This window comes from Polyangium jinanense (assembly GCF_028435265.1).
GTDB lineage: Bacteria > Myxococcota_A > Polyangia > Polyangiales > Polyangiaceae > Polyangium > Polyangium jinanense.
The window spans coordinates 1-19174 of sequence record NZ_JAGTJK010000047.1; the positions used below are offsets into that span (position 1 = coordinate 1).

Here is a 19174-nt window from a genome sequence, read left to right on the forward strand (position 1 = left end):
AAGCCCTGGACTCGTGTTGGAAGAACTGCGCGATGCGCTGTTCTTCCACGGGCCGGTGGCAAGACCAGGAAGGTGCGTTGCCCGCTGGCGACGGGCACGTTGCCGGCAGAACCGTCAGCGCGGCTGTCTCGATTGGCAGGGCCTTCGCTGGTCTTGCCTTGGCCTGTTCGATGAACTGCGCATCGCGCAGTTCATCGACCCCGGGTCCAGCGCTTGCGCTGGTCCGGGTCCAGGGGCGGATAGCCCCGGTGGGGCCTGGGGCAAAGCCCCAGCGAAACGCTGCCAACCACCCTCCGACGGAAGGCGCGCGCGGCGCGCGTCAGGGGAGACCGAGCAGGGCGCGGCAACTGTCGGTGGCGTTCGAGCAGCCGTCGGCCGCGTTGCACGACTCGCATTTCGCGACGCAGATGTTCAGGTTCGTCTCGAGCGCGGAGTCGCACGACGAGCAATCCGGGTTCAAGCTCATGGGCCCGGATTTCTCGCACTGGGAGACGCACGCGCTCCGCTGCCCGTAGGCCTGCTTCGCGCAGGTGTCGACTTCGTTCGCGCATTGGGGCGTGGCCGCGCACGCGACGGCCTCGATGTCGGCCTCGCCCGGCTCGACGTAATCGATCGCCGGGAACGTGCACGCAGAGACGCCGAGGAGCAGACAGCAGAAGAACGAAAGCGGAGAGCGCTCGCGGCTCGTTTGCAGCATCAGAACCTCCCTTCGACCGATACGAATCCGACCCCGGGAGCGAACACGGGGTTCAAACGCAAGCCTGCACTCGGGGCGCTCGGGGCGGGCGCGGGCGCCGTGAGCAACAGCGCGACGCCTGCGACGGCCGCTGCCCCCGAGAGCCCGGCGAACACGTTGACGAGCGTCGCGTAGGTCGCGCCCTCGTTCGCGATCGGCGCGACCGACGGATCGCAGTTCGTGAGCGTCGGGCAAGCGGCCTCGACCTTCGAGAGCCGATCCGAGCGCAGCCCGATGAACACGCCCATGGTCACGAGCGAGGCCGCCGACACGCCGACTGCCGTCCAGCCGAGTGTTCGCTGAAGTGAGAAGGGCGCGGACGGGCCGCTGCCCTCGCCGCCTGGTGTCGCCGCGAGCTCTACCCGCAGGCTCTTGCCCTCTTCCAGCGTCACGCGTTGCTCGCTCACGACCGCGCCGTCCCGCCGCAACGTCACCGCGTATCCCCCTGGATCCACACGAAGCGCGGACCCTGCGGTGACCGGCCGCCCGTCCAGGGAGATCGCGTCGCCTGGGTGACCCTTCGCGACCAGGACCGTCAGCGTCGGCACACGTTTTTCGAGCGCGTCGATGTGCTGGTTTGCCTCGGCCACCACGTTCGGCGCGGTGGACGTTGCCTCGCGCGCGGCGATCCGGAACGTCTCCAGGGCGTCGACCAGCTTCCCGGTGTGCTCCAGGCAGAGTGCGATGTGGAAGCGCACCTGCGGGGTCATCTTCACCTGACCTACGCTCTGGAACAGCGCGAGTGCCTCGGCGAACTTGCCCTCGTCTTCGAGCTTTCGCCCCCGCGTGAACTGCTCCCGCGCCTCCTTCAGCTCTGCGGCTGTGGGAGGTTCGTTAGCCCACACACTCGCCGGCCACGAGGTGCCAGCGAGCAAGGTGATCCCCATGCAGGCTGCCTGAGAGTGAAACCGACGCAAAACGAACCCTCGGGAAAGATGGTACCACGCTTCTCCATGGGCTGGGTGCACGTGGGCCTCAGAAACCAGGGTCGTTGACGTTCGTCGTGGGGCGCTTCCCCGTCGGGCCCGAGGCCTTTCCCGAGGCCGATCCCGAAGGCCCATGCGTCACGGGATTGGCGCTGCGTGGCGCGACAGGAGCCTGCGTCGTCGTGGCCGTGGGCGTAGCGCTCGGAGGCGTCGCGGGGAGCGAAGTTTCGCGTGGTGTCGGGAGAGCTTCGGCCACCGGCGCGCTCGGGACAGGCGCGGGCGTCGCGGGATCTGCGTCGCGCTTGCCGGCGAGGGCGACCACGGCGAGGCCCGCGAGCAGACCCGTCGCGACGACGGCGGCGGCGAGCGCGGGTCCACGTTTGGGCGAGGAGGCAGGCTGCGCCGCGTCGGCGCTCGTGGGCGGGCGCAACGAAGGCAAGGCGCGCGGGCGCTCTATCGCGACCTCACCCGGACCGATCCTCGCGAGCGCATCTTCGAGCGCCGTCGCGAGCGCGTCGGCGTCGGCGAACCTGTCCGCGGGGTTCTTCTGCAGGCACCTCGTCACGATGTTGCGAACGACCTCGGGCACCGACACATCGAGCGACGCGGCAGGCGATTCGGCGATCTTCGTCATGAGCGCCTGGTAGTTTGGCGCGACGAACGGATGTTTGCCCGCGAGCATCTCGTGCAGCACGACGCCCAGCGACCACACGTCGGTGCGGTGATCGACGTCGAGCTCGCCGAGGGCCTGCTCGGGGCTCATGTACGCGGGGGTGCCGAAGGGCACGCCGTTCATCGTGGCGAGGGTCTCGTCGGCTTGTTGCTGCTTGCTGATGCCGAAGTCGAGCAGCTTCGGAACGAGGCCGCCGCGCATTCCACGGGAGAGGAAGATGTTCTCGGGCTTGATGTCGCGATGCACGATGCCGGCGACGTGCGCGGCGGCGAGGCCTCGCGCGATCTCGGCCGCGATCGCGACGGCCTCGGCGGGGCGGAGCGCGCCTTGCTCCTCGATGCGCGCGGCGAGCGACTGGCCTTCGAGCAGCTCCATCGCGAGGTAGAGCCCGCCGCCGGGGGCGACCTCGCCGAAGTCCGCGACGTCGACGACGTTTGGATGGCGGAGGCGGCCGATGGCCTGCGCTTCACGGAGGAAACGCGCGCGCGCCTCGGGGCCGGCGCGGAGGGGGAGGCTCGCGAACTTGAGGGCGAAGTCACGCCCGAGCAGCTCGTGCCGGCCGGCCCAGACCGTACCCATCGCGCCTCGCCCGATGGGGCGCAGGAGTCGGTAACGTCCGGCGACGAGGTCTCCTTCGTTCACGTGGGGATCGGCAAGTTCGGCAGGCGTGTGGGGTCGGGCGGGAGCCCTGGTCGACGAGCTTATCACTCCCCCTGGTAAGTGCCGAACACAGCCCTTCCGGAACTGGAGACTTGAGGTGTGGCCTGTCCAACCTGAACGACGACGGAGAGGAAGGCCGCGGGCTTGAGGCCTTCGTCGGGGCCGCTTTCGTTCGTGATGTAGGACAGGCCGATGCCGGCCAGGAAGCCGAAGGAGGTGGTATTGCCGCCGTCGCCGAGGACCGGGATGGTCGGGGCGACCCCGAGGTAGCCGAGCAGGCCCACGCGACCGTCGCCGAGCTGCTGGATGGAGCCGCCGAGCTGGCCGGCGACGGGGAAGGCGCGGCGGCGGACGGGGTCGTAGCTGTCGACGGCGAGGGCGACGCCGACGGCGCTGAGGACGCTACGCGTGACGAGGGGTCGTTCGAGCCAGGGGGCGCGCGTGATCTGGAGCGTGGCCAGCATGGCCGGGATCGTGAGGTAGGCGCGGAGGCAGCTCCCGGCGGCTTCGAGGGTCTCGAAGTTCGACTCGCCGCAGAGCGGGACGGAGTGGATGGTGGCCGAGCCGATGAGCCTGCGCGCCGCCTCGGGCGTGGCCTCGCCGCCCGAGCGCAAGGATGCCGCGACGCGCGACGCGTCGGAGACGAGGACGACCTTTCCGTCGGTGTTCAAAGGATCGCTGTAGACCGCGAGCCGGAGGCGCGAGTCGCCGTCGAAGTTCTCCGAGAGGGGCGGGAGCTGGAACTCGGCGGAGTTCGGCGTGACGATCCACTTGTGGTCGGTGAGCAGCTCGATAGGCGCGCCGTTCGAGGTGCGATCGGTGCGCGTGAGCGAGACGTAGAGCGCGAGCGGGGCGACGAGGCGTCCCTTGGTCGAGCCGGAGAGGCGGACGCGACAAACGCCTTGTCGGAGCGGCTCGGGCGCGATGACGAGCGACATGTGCGCGAGCGGCTGCGGCCCGGGGCCCGCGGGCGCCGTGGCCTTCATCGGGAGCGACGGACGCGGCGGCCCCATCGGCGAAGTCCTCGGCGCGACAGGCGAGGTTTTTGGCGCAGGGTTTTTACTTGTGGCCTGGACCTGGGGTTTGTCCCCGGGCTTCGGGGCCGTGCGCGGCGTGAGGCCCGAGGCTTCGGGCTCGCGGGGCGCGGTTTTTGGCGCGGCGTCGGGCGGAGGCGCGGCGGCGGCCTGCAACGGCCTCACGCCCGGCGGGGGCGCGGACGGGCTCGAGGGCGGCGCGGACGGCAGACCCGAGGACCTACGCATCGCGGGGCCGCAGTCGACCTTGAGATCCTCGAGCTGCGGATCGGGGAAGAGCATGCGCGCCGGGTTCGACTCGACGAGGTTTTCGAGCGGCGGGACCGACACGCGGTAGGTCGCGTTGACGACGGTGCCGGCGGCGGTGTTGTCGAGGTTGAACGCGGTCACCCGGAGCCAGCCGCCGCTCGGGAAGATGCGCAGCACCTTGCCGTCGGCCTTGCCGCAGCCGCCCGAGGCGACCTCGAAGACGGGCACGGTGAAGGTGCGCTGGAAGGGCTGCACGCGGGCGTTGCCGCAGCTGTCGACGATGGCGATGTAGCGGAAGTCGGCCATCTCGGACTGCTTCGGCCACTGCATGCCGAGCAGGACCTCGGCCGAGTCGGGCAGGGGCGGGACGGGCATGTCGTCGCGGCAGAGCGGGGCCTTTTCGACCTTGCGCGGGCCGGCTTTGTCGTTCGGCCCGATGGGCGGGTAGGCGCAGACGTGGCGGTAGTCCCGGCGGCCGAGGAGGACAGGGTCGAAGTCGAGCGTGCGTTTCCCCTGCTCGTCGAGGCGTCCCCAGATCGTGAGCGGCAAGGGGAGCGTCGGCGTCTGCAGCTTGATCGAGCGGAGCATGTCGTCGCCGATGCGGCTCTGTCCGGCCTCGCCGAGCGTGGTCGAGCATTGCCCCGTGGAGCAGAGCCACGGGCCGCCGCGGCGCGCGGTCTCGATCGGGACGGGGTCGGTGTCGCGGACGCTCATGAAGACCCGGCTCGCCTCGGGGAAGATCTCGGGCGCGGTGCCGGGCGTGGCGCCGCCGTTCACCGTCGCCGGGCCGCGCACGATCTGCAGGCTGCCGCTGAAATCCGCGGGCATCGGGGCCGAGCCCGAGGCCGGCGTGTTCACGCGCGTGGTCGTCGGCTCGGCCGTGTCCGTATCGTCGTCGCTGGTCGTGTCGGCGTCTTCGTCCTGCGCGGCGACGGGGCCCGCGAGCGAGAGCGAGAGCGATGCTGCGACGCCGAAGAGCGCGAGGAAGCGGAAGCACGCGGCGCGGGCGCGCGGGGCGCTTTCGTCGGGGACGCGAGGGGAGGCGAGGGGGGCTTGTCGCATGGGGTTCATCGCTCGGGTGGAGGCGGGGCGAAGGTCAGGGCGCTTCGACGATGCTGATCGGATCGGAGGCGCAGTCGGGGCTCGAGAGGAGCCGCGGCGTGACGTGGAGGCGAACCTGGCCGGGGGATTTCGGCGTGGCAGGGATGACCGTCGCGGGGGTCGGCTCCTTGTCGAGCGTCACGCTGGCCTGATCGATGGTGAGGAGCTGATCGTCGTCGACGCGGAGATCGACGGGCATGGCGAGCCGGACGCGGTTCACGTCGAAGGCGCTGACCTCGAAGAGATCGACCTCTTCGCCGGTGCCGGTGCCGGTGCCGACGACGCTCTGCAGCGCGCGGACGCGGAGCAGGCGCGGCTCCGGATCGACGAGGACCTTCGGGCCGGGATCGATCTGCTTCTGGCCCGAGGTGACCGCGAAGTCGGCCTCGCCGCCGATGTCGCTGAAGCAGAGGAAGAAGCGCTCGCTCTCGCCGGTCGATCCGAGCAGCACGCGCAGGCGCGTCTTGCGATCGGCGCAATCGGACGAGGTGGAGAGGGCGGCCTCGCTGAAGAGGGATTCGACGATGACGGGCGCGTTCTCCACGACGCCGGGCGCGTTCGAGGGCGGTGTGGCCCGGACGAACGCCTCGCGGGAGCGGATGGCGCCGGGCCGCCACTTGGAGCCCAGATCATCGGGCAGCGGGCCGACGGTGCACTTGAGCGCGAGGAAGGTCGGAAGGACGCGGGCGCCGTCGAGCGACTCGTCGAGGCCGGCGACGAGCATCGTGAAGTTCGTGGCGGAGTCCGGCAGGCCGGCCGGCAGGATCGTGATGGGCTCTTCCTTCGTTTGTTCGGCCCAGCTCACGAGGATCGACGCGCTGCCGGACCAGTCGCTCTGCGAAGAAACCATGAAGCGCGCGTAGCCCTCGCTCGACGCGGTGCATCGAAACGCGCCCTCGACCTCGTGGCAGGAGGGGTCGGTTTCGTCCGGGTAGGGCCCGAGGACGAGGGCTTCCGGCGGGTCGACGCGTACCGTGACGAACCCGCCGTACGCTGGCGCGCCGCCCTCCGCGAGGAACAAGGTGACGCCGGTCTCGGAGGGTTGTTGACGCGGCAGGACGGGCTTTCCGGCTTCGTCGAGTGTGTCCGCCGCGAAGAGGGAGCCCGCGACGTGGACGCGGATGTCGACCTGCCCGTTCGGGGCCAGCGGATACCCCGGCTCGATGCAGGCCGAAAACGCGAGCGGGACGAGGAAGGAAGCGCCGAACGCCGCACGCAGCATGCGGCCAGGCCGACGAGATGCGGAAGAGCGAGGAGGCGAGCTCACTTTTGGTAGATTTCGGTGTACTCGTTGCCGAGCGGGTGGCGGTGCCAGGCGTAAGCGGACTGCGGGAAGCCGTTCTCGTCCGTGTAATCGCATTGCCCGAGCTCCCACTCGGTGTGCCAGATGCTGGCGCCGGTCCTGGGATCGACCGACATGGAGTGCGCCGTCACGTCCTCTTCTTCGGGCTCGCCGCCGTGCGAGAGCCGGGCGCTCGGGTCGACGTATTGCTCGAGCACGTCGATCGGCACCCGCGCGACACGGCCGCCGGGCAGGGGGATCAAGAAGACCAAATCCTTGTGCGTGTCTCCCATACGGCTCCTGACAACGTCGCGGCAGGGGCGTTCCCATCCCACCGCCGGCCGATGAGCATACCGGAAGTCCCTCCCACTTGCGCTGGTCCACCGCGTTGAGGTTCAGGCGGTCCCCCCCACGACCCGAACCGCAACGCGTTGAGGTTCCGATGGTCCCCCCCACGACCTGAACCGCAACGCGTTGAGGTTCAGGCGGTCCCCCCCACGACCTGAACCGCAACGCGTTGAGGTCCCGGCGGTCCCCCCACTATGCCGTTGACCTCGAAGGGCGAATGGTGGCCCGATACAGAGTGGCGGCACGGAGCCGCGCAGGGACGGGGCCTACGTGTGACGGGCGCGGAGAGCAGCGGGACGGACCCTCGAATCGGTACGCTTGCCGCCGGGAAATACAAGGTCCTGCGTCTGATCGGGCGCGGCGGGATGGGCAGCGTCTACGAGGCGCAGAACGTCGCGATCGGCAAGCGCGTCGCCCTCAAGTTCCTCCGCACGCCGGCAGGCGCGGATGCCTCGGTACGGGCGCGCTTCCACAGGGAGGCGCGCGCGGTGTCGGCGATCGAGAGCGCGCACATCGTGCAGATCTTCGACACGGGGGAGACGGAGGCCGGAGAGCCGTTCCTCGTGATGGAGCTCTTGCAAGGCGAGGATCTCGCGACGCGGCTCCGGCGCCTCGGGCGCATGAGCGTGCCGCAAGCGGTGGCGATCGCGGCCCAGGCGCTGCGCGGGCTTCGGCGCGCGCACGCGGCGGGCGTGGTGCATCGTGATCTGAAGCCGCAGAACGTGTTCCTCGTCGACGCCGATGACGGGAAGACGCTGGTCAAGATCGTCGATTTCGGGCTGTCGAAGGTGCTCGGCAGCGAGGCGGAGCTCGTGGCGGCGTCGAACCTGTCCGCGCAGGATCCGCTGACGCGGGTCGGGACGCCGGTGGGGACGCCGTTTTACATGTCGCCCGAGCAGATCGAGGCGCAGGACGACATCGATCCGCGCACGGACATCTGGTCGATGGGCGCGATCCTGTACGAGGCTCTCGCCGGCGCGCCGCCGTTCTCCGAGCCGACGTTCGCGCGGCTCGTCATCGCGATCTGTCATCGGGATGCGCCGGAGCTCGGGACGCTCGTGCCCGGGCTGCCCGAGGCGATCCGGCACGTGGTGCAGCGCGCCATGGCGCGGGATCGCGGCGCGAGGTTTGCGACGGCCGAGGCGTTTCTCACGGCGCTGCTCGAGGCCGTGCCGGATCTCGAGCGCTCGCAAGGGCCCGGGTCACGGACCACGGACCCAACGCCGCCGCGCCCGCCGATGCCGACCTCGGGCGCGGATACGCCGATGAACGTTCGGCCGGGACCGACCGCGCCGGGAGACGTCGAGGCGTCCCACGAGAAGAGCGACAGCGGCGCGGAGGCACCGGGCGCGGAGCTACGCACGTACACCGTGGGAGGTGCAACGTTGTGGCTCAGCGCGTCACCCGCGTTCTCGCTCTGGCGAGGCGAGGTGAACGCGCCGGATCGGCTGCGCGTGGAGACGCGGGACGGCGGCTTGTTCGAGCTCAGGCTTTCGCCGGTGGGCGTGCTCCGGCTCGGTCGCGTCGAGCGGGTGGGCGACGAGCGGAACGAGCTCGTGTATCCGGACGTGGCTTCGCGCCTCGCCGCGACGTTGCGGCACGACGGCGTGCGCTGGTGGCTCCGGCGGCGCACCGAGTGCAGCGTGCCCGTGCAGGTCGGCGCGCATTCGCTCGCGCGAGGCGAAGAGGCGGCGCTCGTGCACGGGACGTTCGTGCAGGTCGGAGGCATGCGGGCGACGGTGGTGGATCGGCGCTACGTGACGCCGACCGTGCCCGCGGGGACCGTGGACCCGACGACGGGTCTGCTCGGGCGCGCGGGGCTCGAGCAGGAGATCGCGTCGTTCCTGCAGCGCAAGCGCAGCGGCGCGCTGCTGCTCGTGAAGGCGCAGCCGTCGGCGGTGCGCGCGGGCGGCGCGGAGTATCCGCCGGGCGCGATCGCGGCGGTGGCGATCCATCGGGCGTCGCCGAGTGTCGCGGTGGGGCTCGTCGAGGAGTTGGCCGTGGCGCTCGTGACCGGCGAGGCCGCGGAGGTCGCGGAGAAGGGGCGCGCGGCGGCCGCGTCGGCGCGCGCAGCGGCGGAGGGGCGATCGTTCACCTGCGGGTACTGGACGCTGTCCGGCGACGGGAGCGACGCGGGGCGCGAGCTCGAGCTCGCGCTGCACGCGATGACCGCGTTCTCGGAGACATCGGGGCAAGCGGTCGCGGCGCTGCGGTCGAGCGTGCCGGGCGCGCGGGTGTCGAGCGTGCAAGAGGTCCTCGGCGCGTCGATCGACACGAAGCGCACGACGCTGCTCTTCGCGATCGAGGAGCAGAAGGCGCTCGAAGCGGTGGGTCCGCACGTGATCGCGGCGCTGGAGAAGGAGCTCGCGGCCGTGGCGGCGACGCATGCGGGGCAAGCCGCGCTCGTCGCGCCGATGGCGCCGGGCGTGGTGGCGGCGTGCGTGACACGGAAGGTCGACGCGGTCGCGCTCGGCAGCGCGGTGCAGTGCGACTGGCACGCGCGGCCGCCGATCCTCGACGGCAAGGTGGAGCTGCCGCGGACGCTGTCGTGGGAGGTCTTGCACGGCGACGTGCAGACGCGGGCGCAGGAGCTCGCGCGCGAGTGCGCCGATCCGCACGGGGTGCTCTCGGCGCTCAGCGGCGGACTCCCGTATCCGATCTCGGGGCGGGTGCACGCGGCGATCGCCGCGTCGAGCGCGATCGAGCGCGTGAAGATGCTCTTCGACGTGCTCGAAGGCACCTGGCGGTTCATCGCGACCGTGCTGCTCTCGGCGTACTTCGCGCGGCGTCCGGCCGAAGGCTCGGGCGAGGCCGCGCCGGGGTTCGACGCGATGGTCGAGCTCTACAAGCGTCACGGGAGCCGCGACGGCTTCGCGCTCGGGACGTGGCGGGAGATCGCGCGGGCCGCGGCGAAGGGGTTTGAAGGGCGCGACGATCCGATCGGCGCGCTCGTGCGTGACGTGCTCGGCGTTCGGCTCTCGCAGAACCAGACGTTCGAGACGCTCTCGAACCTGATGCAGGTCGAGCGCAACAGCTTCGCGCACGGTCACTACAACGAGGCCCGCGCGGCGGCCGATCTGCCCGAGTTCGAGCAGATGACGCGCACGCTCCTGCGGGCGCTCCGGCCGCTTTGCGCGTGGACGCTCGTCACGGTCGAGAAGACGGAGCCGGATCTCTACGGCGATCTGCAGACCGTCGAGTTCATCGACCACACGGGCGCGTTCAACACGGGGACGCGGCGGCGGCTCGGGCTGAACAGCCCCATGCGGCTCGCGAACGTGACGTACCTGGCGCGCTGGCGCGAGGGGCTCGTGCTGCCGCTCGAACCGTTCTTGCGGCGCGTGGCGCACGAGGACAAGTTCGACGTGTACTGGATGGAGCACCTGCCGCGCGCCGGGACGTGCGTCATGAGCTCGGTGGTCGGCGGCCCCTCCATCAAGGTGCCGGGCGACGTACGAAGGCTCCCGCCCCTCTTGCGGATCGTGATGGAACGAGCTTCCTGAGGAGCGCGGGGCAAGACGAGGACGAGGTAGGGATGCGGCTTCACGCGAATGTGTCGATCTGGCAGAGGGAGCACGACGGGACCTACGTGGCCGAGCTGAACGGTTACAAGCTCAAGCTGACGTGGAAACCCGAGGCCCCGGGAGAGCGGCGCGGCTTCAGTTGGGAGGCCGAACAAGAGGGCAAGGAGCCGATCAAATCGGACGAGCTCCACGAGGAGGCCGAGATCGCGATGGCGCAAGCCGAGGCTTTTGCGCAGGGGAAGCTCCCCTCGTAGCCGCGCGGCTCGCCGCCCTCGCGGCGGGTCGTGGTAGCCTCGTTAGCGCATGAGCGCCAAAGCGCCGCGGGATCACGCGCCGGGGGAGCTGCTCGACGGCCGGTTCTTGCTCCTCGAGCGGCTCGGTCGTGGCGGATTCGGCGACGTCTGGCGAGCCGAGGAACTCTTGCCGGACGGGGTGCCGCTGCGCACGGTCGCGCTGAAGCTCCTGCAGCGGACGGCGTACGACGCCGCCCACTGGGCCGAGGAAGCGAAGCTGCTCGCCTCGTTCCGGCACCCCTCCCTCGTGACGATCTACGCCGCGGGCCTGCTCCGCGCGCCCGAAGCGGTCCCGTTCGTCGCGATGGAGCTGCTCGAGGGGAAAAACCTCGCGGAGGTGCTGCTCCAGCGAAAACGCGTGCCCTGGCGGCGCGTGCTCGGCTGGGCGCGCGCGACGGCGGCGGCGCTCGACGTGATCCACGTGCGCGGCGTGGTGCACCTGGATCTCAAGCCGGCGAACCTGTTCGTCTCGAACGACGGCGCGCTCAAGGTGCTCGACTTCGGCATCTCGCGGCGGGCCGGCTCGAAGGCGCCCGAGATCACGCCACCCGCGTTCGCCGGCGGGGACGTGGCGGGGCTCGAGACGGCGGCGTTCGTCGCGGCGCAGGACGAGCGATCGTCCCAACCGACCCGCGCGCAGAGCTCGGGGCGCGCCGTCGTGGGCACGCCGGGGTACATGGCGCCCGAGATCCTCGAGCTCGCCGAGCCCACGCCCGCGGCCGACGCATATGCCCTGGCGGCGACCATCGTAAAACTCGCGACGGGGCGCATGCCGTACGAGGACGTCGCGGACGAGCCGATGGAGCTCGAAGGCGCCGCCGCGATGAGCGCGTGGTGGTCGGATCTGCGCGACGCGACGCTTCGCGGCCGCCTGCGTGATCTCGCGGCCGATCCGGCCGGTCTTCCGCGTGGGCTCGTAGCGCTGCTCGTGCGCCTCCTGTCCGTGGATCCGCTGCAACGAGGGGTCACGCCGGGCAAGCTCGCGGCGCTGTTCGACGCGACCTGGGAGCGGCCGTACGGCGTGATGGATCCGCCCTACACCGGGCTTTCGGCGCTGCCGAAGGAGGCCGAGGGACAGCTCTTCGGGCGCGACGACGACGTCGCGCGGCTCGGCCGTGAGCTCGCGTTCGAGCCGGTCGTGGTGCTGTACGGGCCACGCGGGGCAGGAAAGTCTTCCCTCGCGTCCGCCGGCCTCGTCCCGCACCTCGCGCGCGCCGCGGTGGACGGCAAGGACGACTGGATCGCGGTGGCCATTCGTCCCGGGGAGGATCCGGATCACGCGCTCGACGTGGCGCTCGGCGGCGTCGACGCGGCGCTCGTGGGCGCGTCGTCCGCGGAGATCGCGCGCCACGCAGCGAGCTCGTCCGTCGGGATCGTCCTGCTCGTCGATCCGCTCGAAGACGCGCTCTCCGCGCCGGAAGGCACGAACACGCGGCTCGCGCGGCTCCTCGCGGACCTCGCGGAGGGCGGCGAGCGGACAGGCCTGCGCGTGCTCGCGACGCTCGGCGAAAAACACGTCGCGAACCTCGCGGATCCCGCGGCGCCCTTCGCGTCCCTGCGCGCCGCGCTCCGCTTCGTGGGGCCGCCGCCGGCCGCGGCCGTGCACGACATCGTGACGGGGCCGGCGCGGCTCGCGGGCGTGCGGATGAGCGGCGCCGACGCGATCGTCGCCGACGTGCAGCGTGAGCTTCGCGGCGCGGACGATCGGTTGCCCCTCGTCGCGCTCACGCTCGCCGCGTTCTGGGACAAACGCGTGCTCTCCGCGGAGACGTGGCGCGCGCTCGGCGGGCTCGTCGGCGCGCTCGCCAAGCACACCGAGAAGCTTCTGGCCTCGATCGACGACGCTTCGCGGGAGATCGCGATCGAAGCCGTGCTGCGCCTCTCCACGACCGATCACAAGCCCATCCGCTGGGACGAGGACGAGCTCGTGTCGGTCCTCGGCGAGGACACGGCGCTCGTGCGACGCGTGATCACGCGCCTCGAACGCGAGGGCCTCCTCCGGCGGCGCGACGGTCGCGTCGAGCTCTCGCACCCCTCGATCGCCGCGCTCCCGCGGATCGAGCAGGTCCGCAGCCGCGAGGCCGAGCGGCTCGTCTTGCTCGAACGGCTCCGCGACGCGGCGATCGCCTGGGATCGGGCGGCTTACCACCCGGACTTCCTGCTCACGGGCTGGCTCTTCGAGGAAGTCGAGCGCAAGCCCACCTGGACGCGCGGCTTGCTCACCACGCTCGAACGCCAGCTCGTCGCGAGGAGCCGGCGCCTCGCGCGGCGGCGAACGATGCTGAAGGGCGCGTCGATCGCGCTTTTGCTCGCGCTCCTCGCCTCCGCCGTCGTGGGGAAACGCGCGATCGATGAACGCCAAGCACACGCCGAACGGGCACGCGTCGAGGCTGAAGAGCGCGCCTACATCGCCGAAGTCCTGTTCCGATCGCGCCGCGTCGACGACCCGTACCATCGTGCTGCCTGGATCGCGGAGGCGATCGAGTTCGGCGCGGAGGATCCGGCGCTGCCGCTCGATCTGCTCCGCGCGGCCATGGGCCTGCCACGCGCGCAGTTCCTCACGCTCGAACCCTCGACGAACCCCGCGTTCCCCTGGGATGATCGATGGCTCGTCGCCACGCAGGGCCAGACGCGCCTCGTCGTCGTCGATCTCCGCTTCGACCCCTTCTACCAGGCCACGCCGCCCGACAGCGCCGAGCCGGCCGCGGCCGCCGAGCTGCATCCGCGCGCGCTCGTCGTGCGCCCGCACGATGCTCCGTTCGTGGAGCGTGTCCCGCTCCCCTTCGACACCGCGCTCGCGACGCGCAGTGTCACCGGCGAAGTGCGCATCTTCCGGCTTCGTCCCGACGGCGAGGTCATGCTCGCGGCCATCGCGCCCCGCCGTTGCACGGGCGCGCTCGAGGTCGCGGACGCGGCGCCCGTGCTCGCGTGCGCCTCGGAGAACGGCCTTCTCCGCTGGGATCTCCGCCGCGCGGGCGAGGTCGACACGCACCCGTTCCAGGGCATCGTGCTCGACGTCTCGCCGGACGGCTCCCTCGTCGCGGCCGCCTCCGGATCGAAGCTCGTGATCTGGCGACCGGCCGTGGGCAGCATCCTCGAGGTCAAGCCGACGAGCGCGGTCGTCCTCGCGCGTTTTGGCCCGCGCGAGCCCTTGCTCGCCCTCGCCGAGCATGGCGCCTTCGAGATCGTCGATCCCGCGCGGCCGGAGACTCCGCTCTTCCGCGGCCCCAGCGTCGAGGCGCCCTCGTTCCTGCGCTGGGACGAAGGCGGCCTCGATCTCGCGGTCTGCGGTACCGACCCCACCGGCACCGACAAGTCGATCGTCGGCCGCTTCCACTACCTCCGCCTCGGCGGCCGCGCGCCCGGCGACGCTCTGCCCAAAGGCGCGCCTTGCTCGCCCGCGCCTCGCTCCAGGCGCCCCGCGCCCATCATCTCGCCCGACGAGGTCCCCGCGTTCGCGCGTGTCCCCATCGGCCCGCGGGATCTCCTCGGCGGCCATCGCCTGGAGAACGGCCATGTCGTGACGGGCGACCTCGTCCTCCTCTCCGGCGCGACGGGCGCGGTCGACTCGCTCGTCCGCTTTCGCGCCGAAGGCGGCCCTGCGCCCTCGCCGACGAGCTCGGTGCGCGCCGTGGTGCGCGAGAGCAACGATGTCGTCGCGTTCCAGGTCGACGACGAGGTCCGCTTTTATCGCGTCGCCGACGGCAAGCGCGAGCTCGGCCGCAAGGGCAACCTGCTCCGCCGTTGCCAGGACGGCCGCGTCGCCGCGTGGGAGCGCGAGGGCGAGGCCTGGCACGTGTTCGACGCCCGCAGCGGCGCCAGCATCGGAAAGATCCCGCGCGAGCCCGGCCTCGTCCTCGCCGTCGACAGCACTTGCCGCACGCTTTACACGCAGCGGCTCGACGGCGCGATCGTGGCGACGCCTCTCGACGGCGCGGCCTCTGCGCCCCGCGTGATCGCCTCGGCGGACGGCCACGTGTACGACGTGCGCCCGAGCGCGGCGCGTGACGGGATGGGCGCGGGCCTCTGGATCGCGGTGAGCTCCGGCGCGCTTGCGCGGATCGACGAGGCGACGTCGGAGGTTCGGGTCCTCGGGTATGCGAGCCCGCGCGCGACGGCGCTTGGTGATGGTCCTGCGCCGGGCGAGCTCGTCTATGCTGACGACACGGGGGTCGTCGTCCTCCGCGCGCGCGGCCCCGAACGCCTCCTCGAAGCTTCGGGCGCCACCGTTTGGGAGGACGTCTCCGTCGCGCCCGACGGCCGCTCCATGCTCCTCCTCTCGGCGGATCGCGTGGTGGCGCTCGACGTTGCGCGCCGCGAGATCGTGGGCAGCATGCCGCTCCGGGGCCGCACGCGGTTCGTGCCGTGGGATGCGGCGGGATCGGTGCTCGTGTGGTCGTTCGATCGGCCGGGGGGCGTGGAAGGCGAGGTCATCCCCCGGGGTCGGCCGCTCGCGGATGCGGTCGCGCGAACTCTCTCGAACCTGCGCGTCGATCGCGGGCGGCTCGGCCTCCAGCAGTGATCGTAGCCTTACCTACGGCCGCAACCTGCTTGCATCGACCGCATCGCGGTCGATGCACCAACGGTCCAGGGCTGCGCCCTGGTTCGGGTCCAGGGGCGAAGAGCCCCTGGTCGGGTCCGGGGTGAAACCCCGGCGCTACGTCGTGGAGCACCCCTTCAGGACACGCCGAGCAGCTCGACTTCGAAGACGAGCGTCGCGTTCGGCGGGATGAGCCCTGGGAAGCCGCGCTCGCCGTAGGCCAGGTGCCCTGGGATCGTCAGCTTCCGGATCTCGCCCACCTTCATCCCGGCCACGCCCTGGTCCCAGCCCTGGATCACCTGCTTGGCGCCGAGCTTGAACTCGAAGGGCTGGCCTCGATCGCGAGAGCTGTCGAACTTCTTGCCATCCGTGAGCGTGCCCACGTAGTGCACCCGGACCTTGTGTCCGACCTTGGCCTCTTCGCCCTGCCCTTCTTGGAGCTTCTCGATTTGGAGCTCTTCGGTCGCCATGTTGATTCTCCTCTCTCGTAAGTAGGCCGGTATTCGACCGATCGGCGGGGCGCTCGTCAAGCGAATCGAGCGCGTGCTTTGCGAATCGTGGTATCTTTTTCCGACCCTGCTCGATTCCAGGTGCGCGGCGGGCGCGCGAGCGCGGTAACATCGTCGGCATGAGCGATCAGAAGGGTGGACGCATCGCGCTCGTCACGGGCGGCGCGGTGCGTGTGGGGCGGACGATCGTGGAAGCGCTCGTCGATGACGGATACGAAGTCCTCATTCATTATGCGGCGAGTGAGGAGAGCGCACGCGAGGCGCGGGAGCACTTCCTTTCGCGTGGCGCGCGTGTCGAGCTCTGCCGGGCCGATCTCTCCGATCGAACGGGCGTGAGCGCCCTCGCCGCGCGGGCGCGCCGGTTCGGCGCGGGCAAACTCGACCTCCTCGTGCACAACGCTGCCCATTTCGAGCGTGTTCGTCCGGACGAGCTCGATGCGGGCGCCTGGGATCGGGCCATGGCGCTGAACGCGACCGCGCCTTATCTGCTCACGCTCGCGCTCGCGGCGGAGCTCCGGGCGGTGAGCGGGTCCGTCGTGGCGATCGGCTGCGTCAGCGCTGAAAGGCTGTTCAAGCATTACATTCCTTATTCGATCTCGAAGGCGGCGCTCGTCTCGGCCATGCAGGGCCTCTCCCTCGCGCTCGCGCCCGACGTACGCGTGAACGTGGTTTCACCGGGCACGGTCCTCCCGCCTGAAGGCGTCGACGACGAGGTGCGCGAGCGACTGCGCGGGAAGATCCCACTCGGGCGGATCGGCGATCCTGGGGATGTCGCGCGCGCGGTGCTGTTTTTTGCGAAAAACCACTTCGTGACGGGACAGGTGCTCGCCGTGGACGGCGGACGTTCGATTGTTTGAGGGTTCGTCAAGGCTGGATCATACATCGATTTTCCGAATTACCTCACCCAGCGGTTTTTCCGTTCCATGTTAGGTTTCCCCTTCATGAGAACCGATTTCCGCCTCGCCATACCGATGACGCTTTTGCTGGCCGCGTGCGGGGAGGACCCTCCGGTGACCGAGGTCCCCGAGGTGGCCGAGGATCTCTCGTTTCCCGAGGGATTTCTCTTCGGGACCGCGATCGGCGGATTCCAGGCCGAGATGGGGTGCCCGACGCCCGGCCTCGCCGGTTGCGTCGATGACGGATCCGATTGGTATGCGTTCGCCACCTCGCCTGAAACGGTACATTCTACCATGACATACCTGTCCGGCCAGGATCCGGCCGTCGTTGGGCCGGGCTTCTGGGAGCTCCACGAGCAGGATCTCGACCGCGCGCGGGGCGAGCTCCACAATGGCGCATTTCGCTTCAGCATCGAATGGAGTCGCATCTTTCCCGATCCGACCGACGGGATCGAGGGGTATGAGGCATTGCGCGCCGTCGCGAACGAGGCGGCGCTTGCGCATTACCATGCGATGTTGAATGGCCTCCGGGTGCGTGGAATGTCGCCGATCGTGACCCTGAATCACGGTACGCTCCCAGCATGGATTCATGATGCCGTCGGATGCCACCTGAACCTCGCCGCGTGTAAGCCGCGGGGATGGCTCGATCGGGAGCGAACGGTCGAGGAGATCGCCAAGTACGCGGGGTTCGTCGCGCGGGAGTTCGGCGCGGACGTCGATCGCTGGGCCACGCTGGACGAGCCGTTTGCGGTCCTCCTTTCCGGGTATCTCGCGCCGAGCGCCGAGCGCAGCCATCCGCCGGCCGTCGCGCTCGCGTCGGGCGCGGTGAAAGAGGTGTTCGTCGCGCTCGTCGAGGCGCATGCGCGCATGTACGACGCGGTGAAGGAAAGCGACGTGGCCGACGCTGACGGCGACGGAAACCCCTCCGACATCGGCCTCGTCTATGCAATGACCCCCGCGTCCCCGGCCGATCCCACGAGCGAGCTCGACGTGAAGTCGGCCGAGAACATGTTTTATCTGTACAACGTTGCGTACCTCGACGCGGTCGCGAAGGGGGAGCTCGACGAGGAGCTCGCGGGCAAGAGCGCGCGGCGCGCCGATCTCGAGGGCCGCATGGATTGGCTCGGCATCAATTATGACGCGCGCGCCACGGTGCGGGGCATGAGCGGACCCTTCATGCCGGACCTCACGCCGCTTGGCACGTTCGATCCGCTGGAAGTGCGCCGCGGGGAGGTCGATCCAGAGGGCCTTCACGAGATGCTGGCGCTCGCCTACCGCGAATATGGATTGCCCCTCTACGTGACGGGCAACGGGCTCGATCACCCTCTCGACGACGAGGACGCGGGCCCGAGCTTCCTCGTCCGTCACCTCGCCTGGGCGAACCGCGCGATGCAGGAAGGTGTCGATCTGCGCGGCTACTTCTTCTGGAGCCTGGTCGACGATTACGAGTGGAACCAGGGCATGAACCGGCGCTTCGGGCTCTATGCGGTGGACGCATCCGATCCGCAGAAGAACCGCACGCCGCGCAAGACGGCCGAGACCTATGGCATCATCGCCGAGGAGCGCCGGATCCCGCCCGAGCTCCTCGTGGCGTTTCCGGCGCCGCGATGAGGGCCCGGTCACCATCTCCACCGTTCGCAGCAAACGCCCCATCCGGGCCGAGGCGCGTTAAGATGAGGTGTGCTCCACGCCTCGCCCCGCTCTCCCCATCGCGAAGGCACCCTCGTTCAGGGGCGGGGCTCATGAGCCTCGTCGCGCAGAAGCTCCGGGCTGCGACCGCCGAGCAAGTCGAGCCTCGGCTCGACGGCCCGGTCGTCCGGATCCGCGCGCGTTTCGGCAAGACCTGGGCGGCTTCGGGCACGGGGTTCTTCATCGCGGACTGGCTCTCCTCGATCGTCACGGCGCGGCACGTCGTCGCGCTGGCGGACGGCGCGGCGCCCGCGGAGGTCTCGGTGCGCGTCCTCGCCGGCGGACGCTGGGTCGAACTCGAGGCCGTCGCCGTCGCGTATCCGTCGGGCGGCGTCGCGGCCGACGACGTGGCCATCGTCCGCGTGAACGCGCGGTGCACGAGCGCGCTGCGCATGGCCACGCTCGACGCGTTCGTGGCCGGCCAGATATGGGGGTATCCGCTCGGGAGCGAGGCGCCGCGCGCGCCTCTGGTCGTGCCGGCGAAGGCGCGGCCGAGCGAGGGGAAGGTCCTGCTCGATCGCCAGGGCCGCATCGGCATGAGCGGCGGGCCCGTGGTCGCCGTCGTCGGCGAGGGGCCGCCCACGGCGGTCGTCGGCATTTACCTCGGACCTGCCCCGAATGGAGGCGCACGGGCTCAGGCCCTCGCCGCCCCGTCGGTGCTCGCCAGCATGGAAGCCGCGATGGGTTGCGCTTGATTGCCTGCAAAGAGACGCC

Annotated in this window: 13 protein-coding genes; 6 read left to right on the forward strand and 7 right to left on the reverse strand. The window is 70.6% G+C overall.

The features are described 5' to 3' along the window. Nucleotides 1–319 precede the first annotated feature (319 nt). The 6 genes from KEG38_RS43345 to KEG38_RS43370 all read right to left on the reverse strand — a co-directional run bounded on the left by KEG38_RS43345 (nt 320) and on the right by KEG38_RS43370 (nt 6924). Complete coding sequence (locus KEG38_RS43345) at nt 320–697, reverse strand: hypothetical protein (RefSeq protein ID WP_272426637.1); 378 nt, start codon at nt 695–697, stop codon at nt 320–322. Further along, the gene (locus KEG38_RS43350) at nt 697–1623 is read right to left on the reverse strand and encodes a hypothetical protein (protein WP_272426638.1); all 927 of its coding nucleotides are present in this window, start codon (nt 1621–1623) and stop codon (nt 697–699) included. The genes KEG38_RS43345 and KEG38_RS43350 overlap by 1 nt, the downstream gene beginning before the upstream one ends. Nucleotides 1624–1711: 88 nt before the next feature. After that, nucleotides 1712–2977 (reverse strand): serine/threonine-protein kinase, encoded by a 1266-nt coding sequence (locus KEG38_RS43355; RefSeq protein WP_272426639.1) that lies wholly within the window; start codon nt 2975–2977, stop codon nt 1712–1714. A gap of 62 nt (nt 2978–3039) precedes the next feature. After that, nucleotides 3040–5340 (reverse strand): hypothetical protein, encoded by a 2301-nt coding sequence (locus KEG38_RS43360; RefSeq protein WP_272426640.1) that lies wholly within the window; start codon nt 5338–5340, stop codon nt 3040–3042. Between the two features lie 34 nt (nt 5341–5374). Next, nucleotides 5375–6601 (reverse strand): hypothetical protein, encoded by a 1227-nt coding sequence (locus tag KEG38_RS43365; RefSeq protein ID WP_272426641.1) that lies wholly within the window; start codon nt 6599–6601, stop codon nt 5375–5377. A 41-nt stretch (nt 6602–6642) separates the two neighbouring features. After that, nucleotides 6643–6924, reverse strand: a complete 282-nt coding sequence (locus tag KEG38_RS43370) for a hypothetical protein (RefSeq protein WP_272426642.1) — start codon at nt 6922–6924, stop codon at nt 6643–6645. A gap of 357 nt (nt 6925–7281) precedes the next feature. Here KEG38_RS43370 and KEG38_RS43375 point away from each other — a divergent pair, with 357 nt between their 5' ends. From KEG38_RS43375 to KEG38_RS43385, 3 genes are read left to right on the forward strand one after another with little or no spacing between them, the layout of a single operon-like run. After that, nucleotides 7282–10512, forward strand: a complete 3231-nt coding sequence (locus KEG38_RS43375; protein WP_272426643.1) for a serine/threonine-protein kinase — start codon at nt 7282–7284, stop codon at nt 10510–10512. A 32-nt stretch (nt 10513–10544) separates the two neighbouring features. Beyond that, on the forward strand, nt 10545–10787 hold the full coding sequence (locus tag KEG38_RS43380) for a hypothetical protein (protein ID WP_272426644.1): 243 nt from the start codon (nt 10545–10547) through the stop codon (nt 10785–10787). A 49-nt stretch (nt 10788–10836) separates the two neighbouring features. Beyond that, complete coding sequence (locus KEG38_RS43385) at nt 10837–15348, forward strand: nSTAND1 domain-containing NTPase (protein ID WP_272426645.1); 4512 nt, start codon at nt 10837–10839, stop codon at nt 15346–15348. A 155-nt stretch (nt 15349–15503) separates the two neighbouring features. Here the strand turns inward: KEG38_RS43385 and KEG38_RS43390 are convergent, their stop codons facing one another. After that, nucleotides 15504–15836, reverse strand: a complete 333-nt coding sequence (locus KEG38_RS43390) for an FKBP-type peptidyl-prolyl cis-trans isomerase (RefSeq protein ID WP_272426646.1) — start codon at nt 15834–15836, stop codon at nt 15504–15506. A 158-nt stretch (nt 15837–15994) separates the two neighbouring features. Here KEG38_RS43390 and KEG38_RS43395 point away from each other — a divergent pair, with 158 nt between their 5' ends. The 3 genes from KEG38_RS43395 (at nt 15995) to KEG38_RS43405 (ending at nt 19155) form a co-directional block, all read left to right on the forward strand. Beyond that, nucleotides 15995–16732: an SDR family oxidoreductase gene (locus KEG38_RS43395; RefSeq protein WP_272426647.1), complete on the forward strand. Its 738-nt coding sequence runs from the start codon at nt 15995–15997 to the stop codon at nt 16730–16732. An 84-nt stretch (nt 16733–16816) separates the two neighbouring features. Beyond that, nucleotides 16817–18382, forward strand: coding sequence for a glycoside hydrolase family 1 protein (locus tag KEG38_RS43400; RefSeq protein WP_272426648.1), 1566 nt, complete (start codon nt 16817–16819; stop codon nt 18380–18382). Nucleotides 18383–18513: 131 nt separating this feature from the next. Then, nucleotides 18514–19155, forward strand: coding sequence for a S1 family peptidase (locus KEG38_RS43405; protein ID WP_272426649.1), 642 nt, complete (start codon nt 18514–18516; stop codon nt 19153–19155). The last annotated feature ends 19 nt before the right edge of the window (nt 19156–19174 follow it).

Bases quoted from the DNA above. Each gene is read 5' to 3' on its own strand.
- KEG38_RS43360 (WP_272426640.1), bottom strand. From the start codon at position 5,340: ATGCGACAAGCCCCCCTCGCCTCCCCTCGCGTCCCCGACGAAAGCGCC.
- KEG38_RS43345 (WP_272426637.1), bottom strand. From the start codon at position 697: ATGCTGCAAACGAGCCGCGAGCGCTCTCCGCTTTCGTTCTTCTGCTGT.
- KEG38_RS43350 (WP_272426638.1), bottom strand. From the start codon at position 1,623: ATGGGGATCACCTTGCTCGCTGGCACCTCGTGGCCGGCGAGTGTGTGG.
- KEG38_RS43400 (WP_272426648.1), top strand. From the start codon at position 16,817: ATGAGAACCGATTTCCGCCTCGCCATACCGATGACGCTTTTGCTGGCC.
- KEG38_RS43395 (WP_272426647.1), top strand. From the start codon at position 15,995: ATGAGCGATCAGAAGGGTGGACGCATCGCGCTCGTCACGGGCGGCGCG.
- KEG38_RS43385 (WP_272426645.1), top strand. From the start codon at position 10,837: ATGAGCGCCAAAGCGCCGCGGGATCACGCGCCGGGGGAGCTGCTCGAC.
- KEG38_RS43365 (WP_272426641.1), bottom strand. From the start codon at position 6,601: ATGCTGCGTGCGGCGTTCGGCGCTTCCTTCCTCGTCCCGCTCGCGTTT.
- KEG38_RS43390 (WP_272426646.1), bottom strand. From the start codon at position 15,836: ATGGCGACCGAAGAGCTCCAAATCGAGAAGCTCCAAGAAGGGCAGGGC.
- KEG38_RS43380 (WP_272426644.1), top strand. From the start codon at position 10,545: ATGCGGCTTCACGCGAATGTGTCGATCTGGCAGAGGGAGCACGACGGG.
- KEG38_RS43405 (WP_272426649.1), top strand. From the start codon at position 18,514: ATGAGCCTCGTCGCGCAGAAGCTCCGGGCTGCGACCGCCGAGCAAGTC.